A 17,065-nucleotide genomic window follows, 5' to 3' on the forward strand; every position below is an offset into this window, starting at 1 on the left:
CGGGTGGGTTTTCTGGTTCTGCAACATTATCCTGTCCGGGTCCCGGGCAACCGGTCACCTGATGGCCTAACGCGCGCCGGACCGGTCCGGGTTCCACGGCTCCGGCAGGTCACGTACACTTACATAGCCTGACGCACGACCGAAACCAGTTCGTCCGGGTTCAGCGTGCAGGGGTTTGCTTTCATGGATGAGGCCCCGGCGGCCTCTGCGGCGATTGCATTCAGATCGGTATCAGCCGTAAGCCATTCACCCAGACGTGGCATCTGCCAGGTGTCGAGAATGCGCCCGAGACCTGAAAAGGCGTCCTCTGCATCTGTCTGAAACGCGGAAGCGAGCCAGCCCCCGACCATACCGAAGCGCACCTGCGCCTCCGGAACGTCAGCCATGTGCGCCGCATTTGCCGCCAGAACCGGCCCCAGAAGCCGCCCGCAGATCAGGCCATGCGGAGCGCCAAGACGCCCGCCCAGCACACCTGCAAGCCCGTGAACGGCGCCGAGGCCCGAGTTGGCGAGCGCCAGACCGCCGGCAAGACTGCACCAGGCCATCGTGTCCCGGGCGTCTTTGTCCTCGCCCTGCTCCAGTCGCACGAGTGCGCGCAGTCCGGCCGGGATGGCCGCTTCGCAAAGCGCGTCTGTCATCGGGTTGGCGCGGGTGCTGAGCCAGGGCTCAATACACTGCGTCACCGCATCAAGCCCTGAGGCCAGCGTGACCTGCCGCGGCGCATGATCGGTCAGCGCAGGATCGACGATGGCCACGTCGGGCAGCATCCGGTCATCACGCAGGCTGACCTTGCGACCCGCCTCCGGCACCGAGATCACCGCGTTTCTGGTGACTTCCGCCCCGGTTCCTGCTGTCGTAGGCAGAGCGACAAAGGGCAGCGGCGGTTCGGTCAGCGGTTTTCCGGCACCGACCCCTTCGAGATGGTCCAGCACCGGCGTATTTGCCGGCAGCAGCGCGGCCAGTGCCTTGCCCATATCGATCACAGCACCGCCCCCGACAGAGACGACGACCTCCGCGCCGGCAGACCGCCCGGCATCAAGGGCCGCTTCCAGCGCCGGCAGATCAGGCTCGGCACGGCAGAGAACTGTTGTCACATCCGCGCCCGCCGCGCTGAGCGCAGATTCAAATCCGTCCACCCAGGGCACCGATGCCCCGCGCACCAGCAACACTTTACTGCCAAAGCCTGTGACAGCCGCAACCGCCTGATCTGCGGTGCCTCGGCCGAAGATAATTCGGCCGGCGGTCAAAAAGCTGAAAGGGGTCATGATCCCTGCCTTTCGGTGGGTCGGTCAGTACGCGAGGGTGGATTTCACAGCGCGCTGCCAGTTGCCGTATTTCGCATCGCGGTCAGCTTCATCCATCTTTGGTGAAAACGTGCGCTCCAGCCGCCAGCTGTCGGCAAATCCTTTGATGTCCGGGTAAAGCCCTGCGCGCTGTCCGGCAAGCCAGGCGACACCGAGCGCCGTGGTTTCCAGCACCTCCGGACGGTCCACCGGCGCGCCGATGATGTCGGAGAGAAACTGCATGGCCCAGTCCGAGGCGGACATGCCGCCATCAACGCGCAGGGTCGATCCTGCGCCCTCCCCCTGCCAGTCGGCTTTCATCGCCTCCAGCAGATCGCGGGTCTGATAGCCCACGCTTTCGAGAGCTGCTTTGGCGAATTCGGCGGGGCCGGAACTGCGCGTGAGACCATAAATCGCGCCACGGCATTCGGCGTTCCAGTAAGGCGCGCCAAGGCCCACGAAGGCAGGCACAAGCACCACACTCTGATTCGGGTCAGCCTTTTCGGCCAGCGGATGCGTCTCGGAGGCTTCGCGGATGATCTGCAGGCCATCGCGCAGCCACTGCACGACAGCGCCGGCAATAAAGATTGAGCCTTCGAGCGCATAGGTTGGTTTGCCGTCAAACTGGTACGCGATGGTGGTCAGCAAACGGTTTTCCGAGGTTACTGCAGTATCGCCGGTGTTCAGCAACGCGAAACATCCCGTCCCATAGGTCGATTTGAGCATGCCGGGCTCAAAGCAGGCCTGGCCGATGGTGGCCGCCTGCTGGTCGCCTGCGACGCCCAGGATGGGCACAGGGCGGCCGAAAAGATCGGGCCGCGTGGTGCCGAAGTCAGCCGCACAGTCGCATACCTCGGGAAGCATGTTCAGCGGGATGTCAAAGAGCTCGCAGATCGTGGTGCTCCAGCGCCCTTTATGAATGTCATAAAGTGACGTGCGAGCGGCATTGGTCGCGTCCGTCACATGGCGCGCGCCTCCGGTGAGCTTCCAGATCAGAAAAGTATCGACCGTGCCAAAGAGCAGATCGCCTTTTGCCGCGCTGTCGCGCGCGCCCTCAATGTTATCCAGGATCCACTTGAGCTTGGTCGCGGAGAAATACGGATCCGCCAGCAGTCCCGTGCGGGCAGTGATCATTTTGTCATGGCCCGCCTCGCGCAACTCACGGCAGTATTCAGCGGTGCGCCGGTCCTGCCAGACAATAGCGTTATAGACAGGTTTGCCGGTGTTCCTGTCCCAGACCACGACGGTTTCACGCTGGTTGGTTATACCGATTGCGGTGATGTCATCCGGGCCGAGACCTGCTTTTTCCACGGCGGCGCGACAGGTGCCGGCGGTGGTCGACCACAGATCTCCCGGGTCGTGCTCCACCCATCCGCTATCAGGGAAGTGCTGAGGAAACTCCTCCTGTGCGGTCGCGGTGATCTTCATATCCGCGTCGAAAAGGATGGCGCGGGATGATGTCGTGCCCTGATCGATGGCCAGAATGTGGGTCATGGTGCCCCCGGATGTTTGCCTTTGAATGTCGGGCGGCGCGCGGCCGCAGAAAAGCCGGGGCGCAGGCATGTGCTGCGCCCCGGCCTGTGGTCAGAGACTTAGTTCTCCCAGGACTTGATCAGCTCGTCGTAGCTGATGGTCTGGGGCTCTTCGTCTTCGTTCTCGAGCTTGGCAACAGGCGAGCCGGGCTGGCTGTACCAGTACTCCGGATCCTGCTCCTCGTTCATGACCGGGCCGATATCACCCTGGATACCTGCACGCTCAAGGCGCTCCATCACGCTTTCCTGTGCTTCACAAAGAGCATCGAGTGCTTCCTGAGGTGTTTTCGCACCGGACATTGCGTCGCCGATGTTCTGCCACCACAGCTGCGCAAGCTTGGGATAGTCAGGTACGTTTGTACCGGTGGGCGACCATGCCACACGTGCCGGCGAGCGGTAGAATTCCACCAGTCCGCCCAGTTTATTGGCACGCTCGGAGAAGTGATCGGAGCTGATCGTGGATTCACGGATAAAGGTCAGACCAACATCCGATTTCTTCAGATCAACCGTCTTGGACGTCACGAACTGTGCATAGAGCCATGCGGCTTTGGCACGGTCCACCGGAGTGGATTTCATGAGTGTCCAGGAACCCACGTCCTGATAGCCGACCTTCTGGCCGTCCTTCCAGTACACACCGTGCGGGCTGGGGGCCATACGCCATTTGGGCGTACCGTCCTCATTCATCACGGGCAGATCAGGCTTCACGGTCGCCGCGGTAAAGGCGGTGTACCAGAACATCTGCTGGGCCACGTTGCCCTGTGCGGGGATCGGGCCGGCCTCGCCGAAGGTCATGCCGGCAGCGGCTGGCGGCGAATACTTCTGCAGCCATTCGATCGCCTTGGTCACCGCATAAACGGCAGCCGCATCGTTGGTGGCACCGCCACGCGCAACGCAGGAGCCGACGGGCTGTGAGTTTTCGTTCACACGAATGCCCCACTCGTCTACCGGCAGACCGTTCGGCTCACCAACGTCGCCCATGCCTGCCATGGACATCCACGCGTCAGTGTAACGCCAGCCCAGGCTGGGATCTTTCTTGCCATAATCCATGTTGCCGAAGACATCGCCCTCGACACCAAGGTGGCTCAGGTCGCGACCGGTGAAGAATTCGGCGATATCTTCGTAGGCAGACCAGTTGACCGGAACGCCCAGTTCATAGCCAAAGGCTTCCTGGAAATCGGCCTTGTTCTTTTCGTCGTTGAACCAGTCATAGCGGAACCAGTAGAGGTTCGCGAACTGCTGGTCGGGCAGCTGGTAAAGCTTGCCGTCCGGAGCAGTCGTGAACTGGGTGCCGATAAAGTCATCCAGATCGAGACCGGGGTTGGTCACGTCAGCGCCCTCGCCCGCCATCCAGTCGGTCAGGTTGCGCACCTGCTGGTAGCGCCAGTGCGTGCCGATCAGATCGCTGTCGTTGACGTAGCCATCATAGATGTTTTCGCCCGACTGCATCTGTGTCTGCAGCTTTTCGACAACGTCGCCTTCGCCGATCAGGTCATGGGTGACCTGGATGCCGGTGATCGCAGTGAAGGCCGGTGCAAGGACCTGGCTTTCATATTCGTGCGTGGTGATGGTTTCGGAGACAACTTTGATCTCCATGCCCTGGAATGGCGCTGCAGCATCGACAAAGAACTGCATCTCCGCTTCCTGGTCTTCGCGGCTCAGCACGCTCAGGCCGTTAATCTCGTTGTCGAGAAACGCCATCGCTGCTTCCATGTCCGCCCAGGCAGGCACCGCAAAAAGCGATGCCACCATGGCGCCCATGGCCGTGGTCGATCTTAGTGAAAAGTTCATAGTGTCCTCCCAGACGTTATAAGAACTGTTTTTGCGGCCGCCCGGGGGTCCCGGACGGGCCAGTCTTCCCGTTCACACCCAGCGGAACACCGCCACGGCATAAACAAGGCACGCCAGCAGCGCATAGGGCTGTGGTGCGACCTCAAGACCCAGCCAGATCAGATTGATAAAGGCCGAGCCCAACAGCGTGATGAACAGACGATCACCCCGCGTTGTTTCAATCCTGAGAATGCCCGTGCGGGGCGTCTCAGGGTATTTGATTGCAAGTATTGTAAAGATGACCAGCAGGCTTGCGATCACCGCAAAGAAGATTGCCGTCGGTACGGTCCATGCCATCCATGCCATTTAAAGAACCCTTTCTTCCAGCAGGTCATTGCTTCGTTTGTACTGGTATGACAGCGCGGTCAGCAGGCCAATGAAATGATCAAGGGTGTGCCATGCATTTTGCGCTGCGATGTCCTGATATTCCGTCAGGTCCTTACGAATATCCAGAACGTCGTCCTCCAGATCACCTGTCATCAGATCAGGCTCGCGGGTCATATCCCAACACTGACCACTGTCCATACACCAGTAGAGGCCGTCGGAAGGCGACAACTCTCTTGTACCCCCGGCTTCCAGAGCGTCAAAGACGCTGTTCGCCATTGCGCGGATCTCACTCAGAGCGACGCTCATCACACCCTCCCAAGGGCAAAGCCCTTGGCGATGTAGTTACGGACAAAATAGATCACCAGCGCGCCCGGAACGATGGTCAGCACACCGGCTGCCGCCAGCACGCCCCAGTCGATGCCCGCGGCCCCCTGCGTTCGTGTCATGATGGCAGCAATCGGCTTGGCGTCAACTGTTGTCAGCGTCCGGCTGAGCAGCAGCTCCACCCATGAGAACATGAAGCAGAAGAAGGCTGCGACGCCAATCCCGCTGGCGACCAGCGGCATGAAAATCCGCACGAAGAACCGCGGGAAGGAATAGCCGTCCAGATAGGCCGTCTCATCGATTTCTTTTGGCACACCGCGCATGAACCCCTCAAGGATCCAGACCGCCAGCGGCACATTGAAAAGACAGTGTGCAAGGGCAACCGCAATATGCGTATCAAAGAGCCCGACCGAGCTGTAAAGCTGGAAAAACGGCAGGGCGAAAACCGCAGGTGGCGCCATCCGGTTGGTCAGCAGCCAGAAGAACAGATGCTTGTCGCCCATGAAGGAATAGCGCGAAAAGGCATAGGCCGCAGGCAGTGCCACCGCGAGGCTGATCACCGTGTTCATCACCACATAAATCAGCGAGTTCACATAGCCGATATACCAGCTCTCGTCCGTCAGGATTTTGACATAGTTTTCCAGCGTCAGGTTGCGCGGAAAGAGCGAAAACTGCCCGAGGATTTCGGTGTTGGTTTTCAGGCTCATGTTCAGCAGCCAGTAGATCGGCAGCAGCAGGAACAGCAGATAGAGCGCCATGACGATGGTGGAGCCTTTGATCCGCGGTTTGCGGCGGCGAGTGGTTGCGACTTTTGCTTCAGTCACCTTGCCGGGAATGCCGGCAGCGCCGGGCGCCTGGATTGTTGTATCGGACATTAAACACCATCCCTTTTGTCGAGATTGGTCATCACGGTGTAGAAGACCCAGGAGATCAGCAGGATTACAAGAAAATACATGATCGAGAAGGCCGCTGCCGGTCCGAGATCAAACTGTCCCAGCGCCATTTTCACCAGATCGATACTGAGGAAGGTTGTCGCGTTGCCAGGACCGCCGCCGGTCACCACAAAGGGCTCTGTATAGATCATGAAGCTGTCCATGAACCGCAGCAGGATTGCAATCATCAGAACGCCGGCCATCTTCGGCAGCTCGATATAGCGGAAGACCTTCCAGCGGCTCGCCTGGTCGATCTTGGCCGCCTGATAATAGGCATCCGGGATCGACTGCAGCCCGGCATAGGCCAGCAGCGCCACAAGCGAGGTCCAGTGCCAGACATCCATTACGATGACCGTGACCCAAGCGGCAAAGATATCCTGAGTGTAGTTATAGGAAATACCCATCTTATCAAGTGTGTAGCCAAGGAGACCAATGTCGACGCGGCCAAAGATCTGCCAGATGGTGCCCACGACGTTCCACGGGATCAGCAGCGGCAGCGACATCAGCACCAGGCAGAAGGATGCCCAGAAACCGCTTTTGGGCATGTTGAGCGCCACATAGATGCCCAAGGGAATTTCAATCGCCAGAATGATCGCGGAGAAGGTGAGCTGACGCCAGAGCGCGTCCCACATGCGTTCTTCTTCGAGCATGACCTTGAACCACTCAAGGCCGGCCCAGAAGAACTGGTTGTTGCCAAAAGTATCCTGCACGGAATAGTTCACCACCGTCATCAGCGGGATCACCGCCGAAAAGGCCACCAGTACGAGCACCGGCAGCACAAGAAACCACGCTTTCTGATTGACCGTCTTGTTCATCAGGCCGCCTCCCCCTGAGGTGAAACACGCCAGTCATCGGCGTAGACATTCACGCCCTTCAGATCGAACGTGACTCTGGATGTGCCGGAGGGGATTTCATCCCCTTCCCCGGCGATAGCACTCGCCTGCGTGCCGCCGACATCAAGGCGCACGATCTTGTGCCGCCCCACATCTTCAACCCGAAGGATTTTCGCCGGCAACCCGTTTTCCGCATCCGACAGACGGATAAATTCCGGGCGCACGCCAACCTGCGTCCTGCCGCCTGCGGGGGCAAACCCGGCGCCGAGAGGCATTTTTACGCCGTTGATCAGAGCGGTCTGCCCGTCGATCTGCGCATCAAAAAGGTTCATGCCCGGCGAGCCGATGAAATAGCCCACAAAAGTATGTGCGGGCCGCTCGAAAAGTTCCTGCGGCGTGCCGATCTGCACGACGCGACCGTCATACATGACAACAACTTTATCCGCGAAGGTCAGCGCCTCAGTCTGGTCATGGGTCACATAGATCATTGTGTGACCAAATTCGTGGTGCAGGGATTTCAGCTGCGTTCTGAGCTCCCACTTCATGTGCGGATCAATAACGGTGAGCGGCTCGTCAAAAAGGAGTGCGTTCACGTCTTCACGCACCATACCACGGCCCAGAGAGATCTTTTGTTTGGCATCCGCCGTCAGACCACGTGCCTTGCGGTCAAGTTCGGCTTCCATGCCGATCATCTTCGCAATCTCGTTCACGCGGCTGGCGACATAAGAGGCGTCCTCGCCCCGGTTGCGCAGCGGAAAGGCCAGATTGTCGCGCACGGTCATCGTGTCATAGACGACCGGGAACTGGAAAACCTGCGCGATGTTGCGCTCCGCCGTCGGCGCGTGTGTCACATCCTGATCGTCAAAAAGAATGCGCCCCTGCGAGGGCTCCAGAAGGCCGGAGATGATGTTGAGCAGCGTGGATTTTCCACAGCCCGACGCGCCGAGCAGCGCATAAGCCTCACCATCCACCCAGTCGTGATTGAGCTCTTTCAGCGCGAAATCATCCTCCGATTTCGGATGGGACAGATAGGAATGGGCCAGATTATCCAGCGTGATCTTGGCCATTATGCTGCCTCCGCATAGGGTGCGGCCGAAACCAGCTGCCCGTCTTTTGAAAAGAGATACACATGCGCCGGGTCCAGATAGACCGTAAGCGCCTGTCCGGGCTGCAGACTGTGCACGCCATGCACCAGACCCACCCAGCGTTCCCCCCGGTGATTAAGGTGCACAAAGGTTTCTGAGCCGGTGATTTCGGTGACCTCAAGCTTCGTGTCAAAGGTCATTGTACCGGCCATATGCGGGCTGAGCTCAAGATGGTTGGGCCGGAAACCGGCGGTATATTCGCCATCGGCCAGGCCGCTCGCACCCGCGGGCAGCGGTGTGCTCTGTCCGTCACCGAATTCCAGCAGGTCACCGCGCTTGCGGATCTGCAGGAAATTCATCGGTGGATCGGAGAAAACCCTTGCTGTGGTTGCATTTACCGGCTTTCGATAAACCGAAGGCGTAAGCCCGAACTGCGTGACCCTGCCCTCCCAGAGGGTGGCAGTGTGCCCGCCCAGAAGCAGCGCCTCTTCGGGCTCGGTGGTGGCATAAACAAAGATGGAGCCGGATTCCTCAAAGATGCGCGGGATTTCCGCGCGCAGCTCTTCACGCAGCTTGTAATCCAGGTTGGCCAGTGGCTCATCCAGCAGCACGAGACCTGCGTTTTTGACCAGCGCGCGCGCCAGGGCACAGCGCTGTTGCTGCCCGCCGGAAAGTTCCAGCGGCTTGCGGTCGAGCATCGGCGTCAGCTTCATCAGATCCGCCGTCTCGCGCACGCGGCGGTCGATCTCATCGCGCGACTGGCCCAGCAGTTTCATCGGAGAGGCGATGTTATCGTACACGGTCATTGAGGGGTAGTTGATGAACTGCTGATAGACCATGGCCACCTTGCGGTCCTGTACGCGCATACCGGTGACATCCTCACCGTTCCATATGACACGACCGGTGGCCGGCACATCAAGCCCTGCCATCACCCGCATCAGCGTCGTTTTACCGGATGTCGTCGGGCCGAGAAGCACATTCATCGTGCCCTTCTGCAGCTCCAGATCGGTCGGATAGATATGTGTCTCTCCGCCAACCGTCTTTGACACACCCTCCAGCGTCAAGGTCATGTCAGTCCCCCCCGTTATTCAGCGGCTTTCGCCTGCTGTTCTGTGCGCGCTGACGTCATGAATGCGTCAAGCGCTGCGATCTCTTCTGCGGAAAGGCGCAGCCCCAGTTTATTGCGGCGCCAGACCACATCCGCAGCAGTCCGCGCATATTCGTTTTTCATCAGCCAGAGCACTTCGCGTTCTGTCAGCGTCGCGCCGAAATCCCGTCCCAGTGCATCGGCATCGCTCGCGTCCTGCAGTATGCCACGCGCGTCAGTGCCGTATGCCCGCACGAGGCGGCGTGCCCAGAACGCTGACAGGAATGGATAATCAGCGCTGAGCTTCGTCACGAGCGCATCAAACCCGTCGACCGGAAAATCGCCACCCGGCAAAGGGACGCCCGCCGTCCAGTGCCCGGACGTCCCGGGAAAGAACGGCACGATCTTCTCCATCGCGTCCTCGGCCAGCTTGCGATAGGTCGTGATTTTCCCGCCAAACACGTTCAGGATCGGCGCGCCGGCCGCGTCATCAACTTTGAGCGTATAGTCGCGCGTCGCCGCCGTGGCACTTGAGGCGCCGTCATCATAGAGCGGGCGCACACCGGAATAAGACCACACGACATCGTCGGTGCTGATGTCTTTTTTCAGGTACTGGTTCACGAATGTGATCAGGTAATCACGCTCTTCCGGCGAACACTCCGGTTTTTTATCCGGCGCAGTGTGTTCGGCATCCGTTGTTCCGATCAGGGTGAAATCAGTCTCATAAGGAATGGCGAAAATGATCCGCCCGTCTGTGCCCTGAAAGAAATAGCACTTGTCGTGATCATAGAGCCTGCGCGTCACGATATGGCTGCCGCGCACAAGCCGCACGCCTTCGGTTGAATTGATCCGTACTTTTTCCTGAATGATATCGCCGACCCAGGGGCCGCCGGCATTGACCAGCATCCGAGCGCGCAGGGTGCGTGTCTCGCCGGTGTCCCGGTCCTCGACGGTGATCTCCCACAGATCATCAATGCGTGCAGCGGAAATAACTCTGGTGCGCACGAGAATTTCGGCGCCCCGCTGGTCCGCATCGCGGGCATTGAGGACGACGAGGCGCGAGTCTTCGATCCAGCAGTCGGAGTATTCGTAGGCTTTCTCAAATTTGTCGTCGATGGGCGCGCCCTCAACGCTGTTTTTCAGATCAAGCGTTTTTGTTGCGGGCAGAATTTTGCGCCCGCCGAGGCTGTCGTACAGAAACAGCCCGAACCGGATCAGCCATGCCGGGCGCCGCCCCTTCATCCACGGCATCACCACGTTCAGAATACGCGATGTGGGTGTGTCACCCTCAAACCGCATATCCTGGTGATAAGGCAGCACAAAACGCATGGGCCAGCTGATGTGTGGCATGGCGCGCAGCAGCGTTTCGCGTTCCGCCAGAGCGTGGCGCACGAGGCGGATCTCGAAGTACTCCAGATACCGCAGCCCGCCGTGAAATAGTTTGGTGGAGGCCGAAGAAGTGGCCGACGCGAGATCATTCATTTCAGCGAGCTTCACAGACAATCCGCGTCCGGCCGCGTCACGCGCAATGCCGCACCCGTTGATGCCGCCGCCGATCACAAAAAGATCACAGATATCTGAGTTCTGCCCTGACAAAAGTTCCCCCCTTCGGCAATGCGACTGGCAGATTGGTAGCGCAGCCCGACACACCGCGCAACCGGTTATTTTCCTTTTTGTTCGCTTTTCCACGAAACGAAAGCGCTTTCCTATTCTGGCGGCACCATTTTAGCCGATGCACCCCATTGGCGTGTCGCATCATACGACTTCAGATTTCAGCTGGCTCTAAGTGGATGAACCCCAACATAGGATCTTTCACGGAGTTTTCTGTTTTTGCCAAAATCATTGCAAATGCGAGTGTATCCGGCTTACAAACCCTTCAGGAGACCTTATTTATGGCGCAAACCTTCCGTCAACCGGACATTCTCAAGATCGTAAGACGCGATGGAAAGGCGACCGTCGAGAATCTTGCTGAGCATTTCGGCGTCACGCTTCAGACGATTCGCAGGGATCTGACTGACCTTGCGGAAGCGAACAAAATCGAACGCGTACACGGTGGTGCGATCCTGCCTTCGGGCACTACGAACATCGAATATGAAGAACGTCGCAAACTGAACCAGAGCGCAAAAATAGCAATCGCCCGTACCTGCGCGAGGTATATTCCGGACGGATGTTCGGTATTTCTGAACATCGGGACAAGCACCGAAGAAGTGGCGCGCGCGCTCCTGTCGCACCGGGATCTCATGGTCGTCACCAATAACATGAATGTGGCGACAATTCTCACGGAGAGTCCTGAGTGTCAGATTATCGTGACCGGCGGCACGGTAAGGCGCGCTGACAGCGGGCTGATCGGCAATGTGACCATTGATACGATACGGCAGTTCAAGTTTGATTTCGCGGTCATCGGTTGTTCCGCAATGGACGCGGATGGTGATCTGCTGGACTTCGACACCCAGGAGGTTGGCGTCAGCCAGACCATCATCGCGCAGTCACGCAAGACTTTTCTGGTGGCTGATCATTCGAAGTTCGCCCGTACAGCTCCTGCGCGGATTGCCTCGATGGAGTCGCTGACGACAGTCTTCACGGATGCGAAACTGCCCGAAAAACTGCGCATGAAATGCCGTGAATGGTCCACGGAAGTCGTTGTGGCAGACTCGTAAGAAATTAAGCGTCCGGCAGCGGCGATCCGGCTACTGCTCTGAGCATTTCAATGAAACCGCGCACCTGATGACTGGCTGTCGTCCGACCCTTCTGTGCAGTTGCCAGATGGGCCTCCCCCACAACACCATCAGGATTGAGATCGCGTGCGATCCAGCCTGATGCAACCGGACCGGTCGGCGGGACGAGGCTGGTTTCAGCGCTCGACCGGAAATCTTTTGCGAACTCCATGCGGACGGTTTCCGGTCTGAACGCAAGCATCAGGGACGTTTCGACATCGCCCCCGTGCAGACCATGCGTGTTTTCCTGTTCTGAGTAAAGGTCTTCGGGCGCGCCGAAAGCGCCCCACTGGCAACGAACGGCCAGCATGGCAGCGTCGATTCTCAGGCGTCGCACCAGGATCGACAAGAGATCAAGGTTTCCGCCATGACTGTTAACAATGACAATTTTCCGGACCCCGGCCCGGGCCACGGACATGCAGATTTCAGTCCATGTGCTCAGGGCGGTCTCAGCGCTGAGCGTCAGAGTTCCTGCAGCCCAGATATGTTCGTCTGACTTTCCGATTGCCTGCACAGGCAGCAACCGCAGGTCAAGATCGGCGGGATTCTGGCGTTGCAGCTCCTTAAGCATACCTTCGGCTATCATGCTGTCGGTGCCAAGAGGAAGATGGGGACCGTGCTGCTCAGTTGCGGCTGTTGGAAGGATCGCAATCGTTTGAATCGGATCGACGTCTTCGAAGTCTTTCGCGCAGGTTTCTGCCCAGATCGAAATTACCATCCGTGTCTTCCTCTTAAACCGCAGTCTGATCTGTGCAGCGTTTGGAAACAAAGATGTTCCATGCTTTTTCCTGCAAGGCAAGCAGCGCAGGAACGGTTTCAGGGCCGTCTGTGGAATGCATCGAGAACTGCGTCGAGATGTTCGGCCGGGAAAGCGAATGTTCCGTCCAGATCTTCGGTCCGGACGACTGCTACCGCAAGATTATCAGCTAACCCGCCCGCCCGGAATACAACCCTTCCGTCCGCGTCAGCTGCGTCGCGCACATTTCGCAGCTTATCAATAACGTCCGGTTGACCGGTATTGACCGGCGCAACTCCGGGTCGGATTATGACCGATGCAACAGCAAAACCGGCACAAGCATCAAATCCTGAATTCAGGCAAAGGCGGTCAGTCCGACGAAGATCATCGACAGGTACCCCTTCGGTCGAACTGCCTTTTGGAGATTTCGGCAGGCCAGCTATGACTTCCACCTGATCCGCGGCGGCTGTAAAAGCGTTCAGCATATTCATTAATTCTGCCCCATCTTTACGGGACAGCGGCCGGCCGACAATGTCCTGGCCATTGTTGGCCCAGCCGCCCTTTGCAGAGTGAATGCTGTTGATTCTCCGTTCTTCGGCATCAAGCACCAGATTTCCGGCCTTGGTTTCAAATGATAAAGTCCGCCTCAGAATTGTCTCGCTGACCTCATTGCAAAGCGCGTCCTCCAGAGTGACGCCCGCAGTCGCGCGGATAACACGGGTCTGCCTAATGTGCGACAGATCGATACTCCCAAGAGCGGACAACACAGAATCGAGGCGGGCCGCTTCGCCGTCATTCTTCATGTGTCAGATCCAACGGTGCTGAGAAGACTGCAGGACGCCGAGAGAATTTCTCCGACGGGTGTTATTCCGAGCCATTGCAGGCAAACAGCTTCCTCCGGACTTTCCGGCGATGTTACGTACAAACGATTGTAGCCCTGCCCCGGGACAACTGCGTAAGAAATTCCTGCACTCTGAGGTGCGCCAAAAGCGCTTTTTACTGCTTCTGAAGTAATGGACAACAGCGCGCTGCAAGCCTCAGCGCACAGATCGTCCAACTGCTCCTGCGTTACGCCATTTCGGGCACTTGATGCCAGAACCATCCGTGTTGAAAGATCAGCAAATGCGGCGATCTCACAACTTTCAAAACGCGTACGCAATTCTGATAGGCGTTCATGGATTGTCATTTGTATCACCAGAAGCTGAACCTGTCGGGTAGCTTGTCGCTACCGATGTCAGATACTAGACGCACAGATTTTTTTTCTGGTTAACACGGGTGAAAACATCGGGTCAGGAGAATTTAGGCATAAAATCCGGATGATCATCGGCAGCGTCCCTGACCGTATCATCAACCCGATCCGCAGGATTCATCGTCGGCCGTCGTGGAGAGATATGGCCGGAAGAAAGCTGAGAGGGTGTCGGTTTACGCCCGGCCACCGGGACTTCCTCGCAACGGCGGGCTTCAGGCATCGACAGCCCTGCATCACCAGATTCAAGATCACGACGCAGCTCCGCAACGATATCCAGAAAAGCATTTACGAAGTCTTCGGCGCCGCTTTCGGCCCATTTATCAGCACATTCTCCCGCATCACGCGCTTCTAGCAGTGAGATCATCTGACGTTGTGCAAACAAATCTTCCGTTTCTGAGAGTACGCGCCTGAACACACGCGATTTGTCACGCGATGAAGCAAGCATATCGGCGCGGGTCAGCAGAAGTATGGATTTTGACCGGACCTGTTCCGGCACGGATTCCCAGACGGCAGCTTCACTTTGTCGCCAGGCCTGCGTTGACGCGCTGCACCAGACAACACCGTCCGCAAGCGGCAGAACTCTTTCCCAAACCTCCGAGGACATGTTCGGATCGGAAATACCTGGCATGTCGATGATATCTACAAGGCGGAGGATATCTTCTTCGGCAAACACACGGATGTAGGCCGTCTTTTCAGGATCTACAGGTCCGGTTCCGGTCATAGCGTACGGGGTTTCTTTACCATCTGTGTCGACGACCATGGCCTGTCCGGTGCCGAAACTGACCCACACCGGCGGCATCTGTGTCGCGACAATCTGAACGTGAAGCGGTTCTGAACCGATCATCAGATTTGCCAGAGTGCTTTTACCCGCACTGAACTCACCCATGAGAGCGATCCGCGGGCGCCTCCCGTTACTCCTGTCGACGTTCTGCAGGAAAGCAGGGGGCATTTCGGCTTTCATTTCATTCATACGCGGAATACTTTCTCAGAAGCTGCAGAGCTGCGGAAAGATCCCGTTTACCTGCAGTTGCTTCCTGTTTCTCAACAAATGCGGCGATCTCCGCTTCACCGCCTTCCCGGAGGCGGTCAAGTGTGTCGAATACAGATTCCTGTTCGGACAGAAACGCCTCGAAATCGGCGCAGGCCTGATGACGGATGTCCTGTGCCATATCATCCCGCAGTTCCTGAACAACCGGATCAGTTTCCTCCCGGATCAGGTTTGTGAAAGCAGCAGCATATGCATCGTATCCACGTCGCTGCATCCACCATCTTTTCCACCACTGGCCCTGGAGATCGAGCGCGATGGTGCGCCCAAGAGAAACGGGCGGTGGCACCCGCGGCGCATTCGGAAGGGCGAGAGGAAATTCATCCGGTTGCAGCCCGAATGACTTCAGATAAACCGCCGCAAAATCATGCGCGGCAGAACGTATGGCGGTGTCAAAAGCAACCGTGCTTTTCCGCGCAAGCACCTTGTGTGATGAGTTCAGCAACACCCGCAGGCCGGCCGGATCGTATGTCCAGGGTACTTTCTCTCCAAGCTTTTCGAGATGCAGAACCAGTGATGCGGTGGCCCGTTCCAGAAAGCTCTCCTGTACGCGGTTCATACGCTCTGAAAACGCTGTCGTGATCGCGTCGAACTCGGCGGACAAAGCGGCTTTCCGGTTTTTAATAATGGCGGCCACCTGCTGCCGTCCGGCGGTACTGTCGAGGTGGACTTCCTGTTCAGGGTTTTGTGACTTTACGGCCAGCTGGTCTGCCGCCGTGATGCTGGTCGCGAGGTTCAGCCCGCTTGCGCTGGTACGTTGCAACATGGCCGCCCCGAGACCAGCGGCAATCCGGCTGGCAACTGCGCTTTGAAGTTCCGGAATACCCGAGACAGCCCATGCCATCGAGGCCGGATCCTGCAGGTCCAGATCGTTTACTGCTTCGGAAAACTGCGCTGTTTCGCTTCTGGTTTTTAAAGCCCTGGCGCTGCCGGCCGGCAAACCGGATTTATCGCCCTTGAGTGCCGCTGATGCCCAGAGCGCGCTTCCGAAAATAACTTCTGCGTCGGCAGGCCCGTTGTGTCGTTCCAGCGTGTCCGAGATGCTGCGCGCGATCATCGGAACCTCGCTGGCAGGATCAGACAGTTCGTCGATCCGGTTCACAAATATGATCACATCGCGGGACCGCACATGCGTGATCAACCGGATCAGTGCAAGATCTGCAGAGGACAAGGCCTGATGAGCCGACAGGACGACCACACAGATCCGACTGTCGCGGATAGCGCGGATGGTAATCTGTTCGCGCATCATAAACGTGTCATTGACACCCGGCGTGTCGCGAATGCAAATCCGCACAGGCAGGGATGGTCGCGTCAGGTGAAGATCGGCTGACTTGGTAATATCTGCGAACCGGCCCTGACCGTCCTGACCGGCAGCGGCGTTATCGTCGGTTTCATCCCCGAGACAGACATATCGCTCTATCAGATCTTTGTCGAAATATCCGTAATCGCGCTGCTGGCCAAGCATCACTTCGAATTTCCGGCCAAGTCGCGCGCGAGATTTCTCGCGCATCTCTGCAACCTGTTTTTTAATCTTCTCGAGTTCTTCGTCGGCGCCCGCACGGCTGGCGAGCTCACCGATCCTGCCACCGCCTGATACAAGCCGATCCCATTCATCTTCATCAAAAAACCTGAAGGAAGCACTGTTTCTGAAGTCTGCTGCCTCCGGATAAAGGTGCAGCGAGGTAACGACCGACGTCCAGGGGTTCACATCCGCGGGCAGCAGATCCGGCTGCCCGACAAACGCATTGACCAAAGAGGTTTTACCGGATTTTATCTGTCCAATCATCGTCACACTGGGCTCGAAAGTCTCCAGCTGACGCGTGAGCCGCGCGATACGGCGCCGCGTGTTCTCATCACCCGCTTCACCGATACTGCTCAACGCACCCTGTACTTCCCCGGTGGCGTCTTTGAATTCACGAAGCTGATCAAAGCCAGTCGCAAGCAGGCGGGTACGAAGGAACGATTCTGCCTCGGAGGGCCCGGCTGCGTTCACTGCACACCTCCTACAGACCATCCCGGCATGATGAACTGAAAATCTTTTTGTGATGGCAGGCAGCGCGCCGACATAGGTATCCCTGACTGATGAAACCT

Annotated in this window: 16 protein-coding genes; 1 reads left to right on the forward strand and 15 read right to left on the reverse strand. The window is 58.1% G+C overall.

What is annotated here, in order from left to right; translation table 11 throughout:
- Positions 1–119 precede the first annotated feature (119 nt).
- The 10 genes from G3256_RS11440 to glpD all read right to left on the reverse strand — a co-directional run bounded on the left by G3256_RS11440 (position 120) and on the right by glpD (position 10,826).
- Positions 120–1,265, reverse strand: a complete 1,146-nt coding sequence (locus G3256_RS11440; RefSeq protein ID WP_169640942.1) for an iron-containing alcohol dehydrogenase — start codon at positions 1,263–1,265, stop codon at positions 120–122.
- A gap of 24 nt (positions 1,266–1,289) precedes the next feature.
- A complete protein-coding gene (gene glpK, locus G3256_RS11445) occupies positions 1,290–2,777 on the reverse strand; it encodes a glycerol kinase GlpK (RefSeq protein WP_169640943.1) in 1,488 nt (495 codons plus the stop codon).
- Between the two features lie 98 nt (positions 2,778–2,875).
- Positions 2,876–4,603: an ABC transporter substrate-binding protein gene (locus G3256_RS11450; RefSeq protein ID WP_169640944.1), complete on the reverse strand. Its 1,728-nt coding sequence runs from the start codon at positions 4,601–4,603 to the stop codon at positions 2,876–2,878.
- A gap of 72 nt (positions 4,604–4,675) precedes the next feature.
- Complete coding sequence (locus tag G3256_RS11455) at positions 4,676–4,948, reverse strand: DUF2160 domain-containing protein (RefSeq protein ID WP_169640945.1); 273 nt, start codon at positions 4,946–4,948, stop codon at positions 4,676–4,678.
- Positions 4,949–5,275: a hypothetical protein gene (locus G3256_RS11460; RefSeq protein WP_169640946.1), complete on the reverse strand. Its 327-nt coding sequence runs from the start codon at positions 5,273–5,275 to the stop codon at positions 4,949–4,951.
- Positions 5,275–6,168: a carbohydrate ABC transporter permease gene (locus G3256_RS11465; protein ID WP_206040730.1), complete on the reverse strand. Its 894-nt coding sequence runs from the start codon at positions 6,166–6,168 to the stop codon at positions 5,275–5,277. Before G3256_RS11465 ends, G3256_RS11460 begins: the two co-directional genes overlap by 1 nt.
- A complete protein-coding gene (locus tag G3256_RS11470) occupies positions 6,168–7,040 on the reverse strand; it encodes a carbohydrate ABC transporter permease (RefSeq protein ID WP_169640947.1) in 873 nt (290 codons plus the stop codon). Before G3256_RS11470 ends, G3256_RS11465 begins: the two co-directional genes overlap by 1 nt.
- Complete coding sequence (locus G3256_RS11475; protein WP_169640948.1) at positions 7,040–8,125, reverse strand: ABC transporter ATP-binding protein; 1,086 nt, start codon at positions 8,123–8,125, stop codon at positions 7,040–7,042. Before G3256_RS11475 ends, G3256_RS11470 begins: the two co-directional genes overlap by 1 nt.
- Positions 8,125–9,213: an ABC transporter ATP-binding protein gene (locus tag G3256_RS11480; protein WP_169640949.1), complete on the reverse strand. Its 1,089-nt coding sequence runs from the start codon at positions 9,211–9,213 to the stop codon at positions 8,125–8,127. The genes G3256_RS11475 and G3256_RS11480 overlap by 1 nt, the downstream gene beginning before the upstream one ends.
- Before the next feature lie 14 nt (positions 9,214–9,227).
- The gene (gene glpD, locus G3256_RS11485; protein ID WP_169640950.1) at positions 9,228–10,826 is read right to left on the reverse strand and encodes a glycerol-3-phosphate dehydrogenase; all 1,599 of its coding nucleotides are present in this window, start codon (positions 10,824–10,826) and stop codon (positions 9,228–9,230) included.
- A 296-nt stretch (positions 10,827–11,122) separates the two neighbouring features.
- Here glpD and G3256_RS11490 point away from each other — a divergent pair, with 296 nt between their 5' ends.
- The gene (locus tag G3256_RS11490; protein WP_169640951.1) at positions 11,123–11,887 is read left to right on the forward strand and encodes a DeoR/GlpR family DNA-binding transcription regulator; all 765 of its coding nucleotides are present in this window, start codon (positions 11,123–11,125) and stop codon (positions 11,885–11,887) included.
- Positions 11,888–11,891: 4 nt separating this feature from the next.
- Here the strand turns inward: G3256_RS11490 and G3256_RS11495 are convergent, their stop codons facing one another.
- The 5 genes from G3256_RS11495 to G3256_RS11515 form a co-directional block, all read right to left on the reverse strand.
- Positions 11,892–12,662, reverse strand: coding sequence for a creatininase family protein (locus G3256_RS11495; RefSeq protein ID WP_169640952.1), 771 nt, complete (start codon positions 12,660–12,662; stop codon positions 11,892–11,894).
- Positions 12,663–12,760: 98 nt separating this feature from the next.
- Positions 12,761–13,483, reverse strand: coding sequence for a hypothetical protein (locus G3256_RS11500; RefSeq protein WP_169640953.1), 723 nt, complete (start codon positions 13,481–13,483; stop codon positions 12,761–12,763).
- On the reverse strand, positions 13,480–13,866 hold the full coding sequence (locus tag G3256_RS11505; protein ID WP_169640954.1) for a hypothetical protein: 387 nt from the start codon (positions 13,864–13,866) through the stop codon (positions 13,480–13,482). Before G3256_RS11505 ends, G3256_RS11500 begins: the two co-directional genes overlap by 4 nt.
- A gap of 103 nt (positions 13,867–13,969) precedes the next feature.
- The gene (locus tag G3256_RS11510; RefSeq protein ID WP_246227558.1) at positions 13,970–14,815 is read right to left on the reverse strand and encodes a P-loop NTPase family protein; all 846 of its coding nucleotides are present in this window, start codon (positions 14,813–14,815) and stop codon (positions 13,970–13,972) included.
- Between the two features lie 76 nt (positions 14,816–14,891).
- Positions 14,892–16,967 (reverse strand): dynamin family protein, encoded by a 2,076-nt coding sequence (locus G3256_RS11515; RefSeq protein WP_246227561.1) that lies wholly within the window; start codon positions 16,965–16,967, stop codon positions 14,892–14,894.
- Positions 16,968–17,065 lie beyond the last annotated feature (98 nt).

The organism is Roseobacter ponti (assembly GCF_012932215.1).
GTDB lineage: Bacteria > Pseudomonadota > Alphaproteobacteria > Rhodobacterales > Rhodobacteraceae > Roseobacter > Roseobacter ponti.

Excerpts from the sequence above, each read along its gene's own strand:
- G3256_RS11505 (WP_169640954.1), bottom strand. The coding sequence starts at position 13,866 with ATGACAATCCATGAACGCCTATCAGAATTGCGTACGCGTTTTGAAAGT.
- G3256_RS11490 (WP_169640951.1), top strand. The coding sequence starts at position 11,123 with ATGGCGCAAACCTTCCGTCAACCGGACATTCTCAAGATCGTAAGACGC.
- glpK (WP_169640943.1), bottom strand. The coding sequence starts at position 2,777 with ATGACCCACATTCTGGCCATCGATCAGGGCACGACATCATCCCGCGCC.
- G3256_RS11450 (WP_169640944.1), bottom strand. The coding sequence starts at position 4,603 with ATGAACTTTTCACTAAGATCGACCACGGCCATGGGCGCCATGGTGGCA.
- G3256_RS11510 (WP_246227558.1), bottom strand. The coding sequence starts at position 14,815 with ATGGGTGAGTTCAGTGCGGGTAAAAGCACTCTGGCAAATCTGATGATC.
- G3256_RS11440 (WP_169640942.1), bottom strand. The coding sequence starts at position 1,265 with ATGACCCCTTTCAGCTTTTTGACCGCCGGCCGAATTATCTTCGGCCGA.
- G3256_RS11500 (WP_169640953.1), bottom strand. The coding sequence starts at position 13,483 with ATGAAGAATGACGGCGAAGCGGCCCGCCTCGATTCTGTGTTGTCCGCT.
- G3256_RS11465 (WP_206040730.1), bottom strand. The coding sequence starts at position 6,168 with ATGTCCGATACAACAATCCAGGCGCCCGGCGCTGCCGGCATTCCCGGC.
- G3256_RS11480 (WP_169640949.1), bottom strand. The coding sequence starts at position 9,213 with ATGACCTTGACGCTGGAGGGTGTGTCAAAGACGGTTGGCGGAGAGACA.
- G3256_RS11460 (WP_169640946.1), bottom strand. The coding sequence starts at position 5,275 with ATGAGCGTCGCTCTGAGTGAGATCCGCGCAATGGCGAACAGCGTCTTT.
- G3256_RS11470 (WP_169640947.1), bottom strand. The coding sequence starts at position 7,040 with ATGAACAAGACGGTCAATCAGAAAGCGTGGTTTCTTGTGCTGCCGGTG.
- G3256_RS11455 (WP_169640945.1), bottom strand. The coding sequence starts at position 4,948 with ATGGCATGGATGGCATGGACCGTACCGACGGCAATCTTCTTTGCGGTG.
- G3256_RS11495 (WP_169640952.1), bottom strand. The coding sequence starts at position 12,662 with ATGGTAATTTCGATCTGGGCAGAAACCTGCGCGAAAGACTTCGAAGAC.
- G3256_RS11475 (WP_169640948.1), bottom strand. The coding sequence starts at position 8,125 with ATGGCCAAGATCACGCTGGATAATCTGGCCCATTCCTATCTGTCCCAT.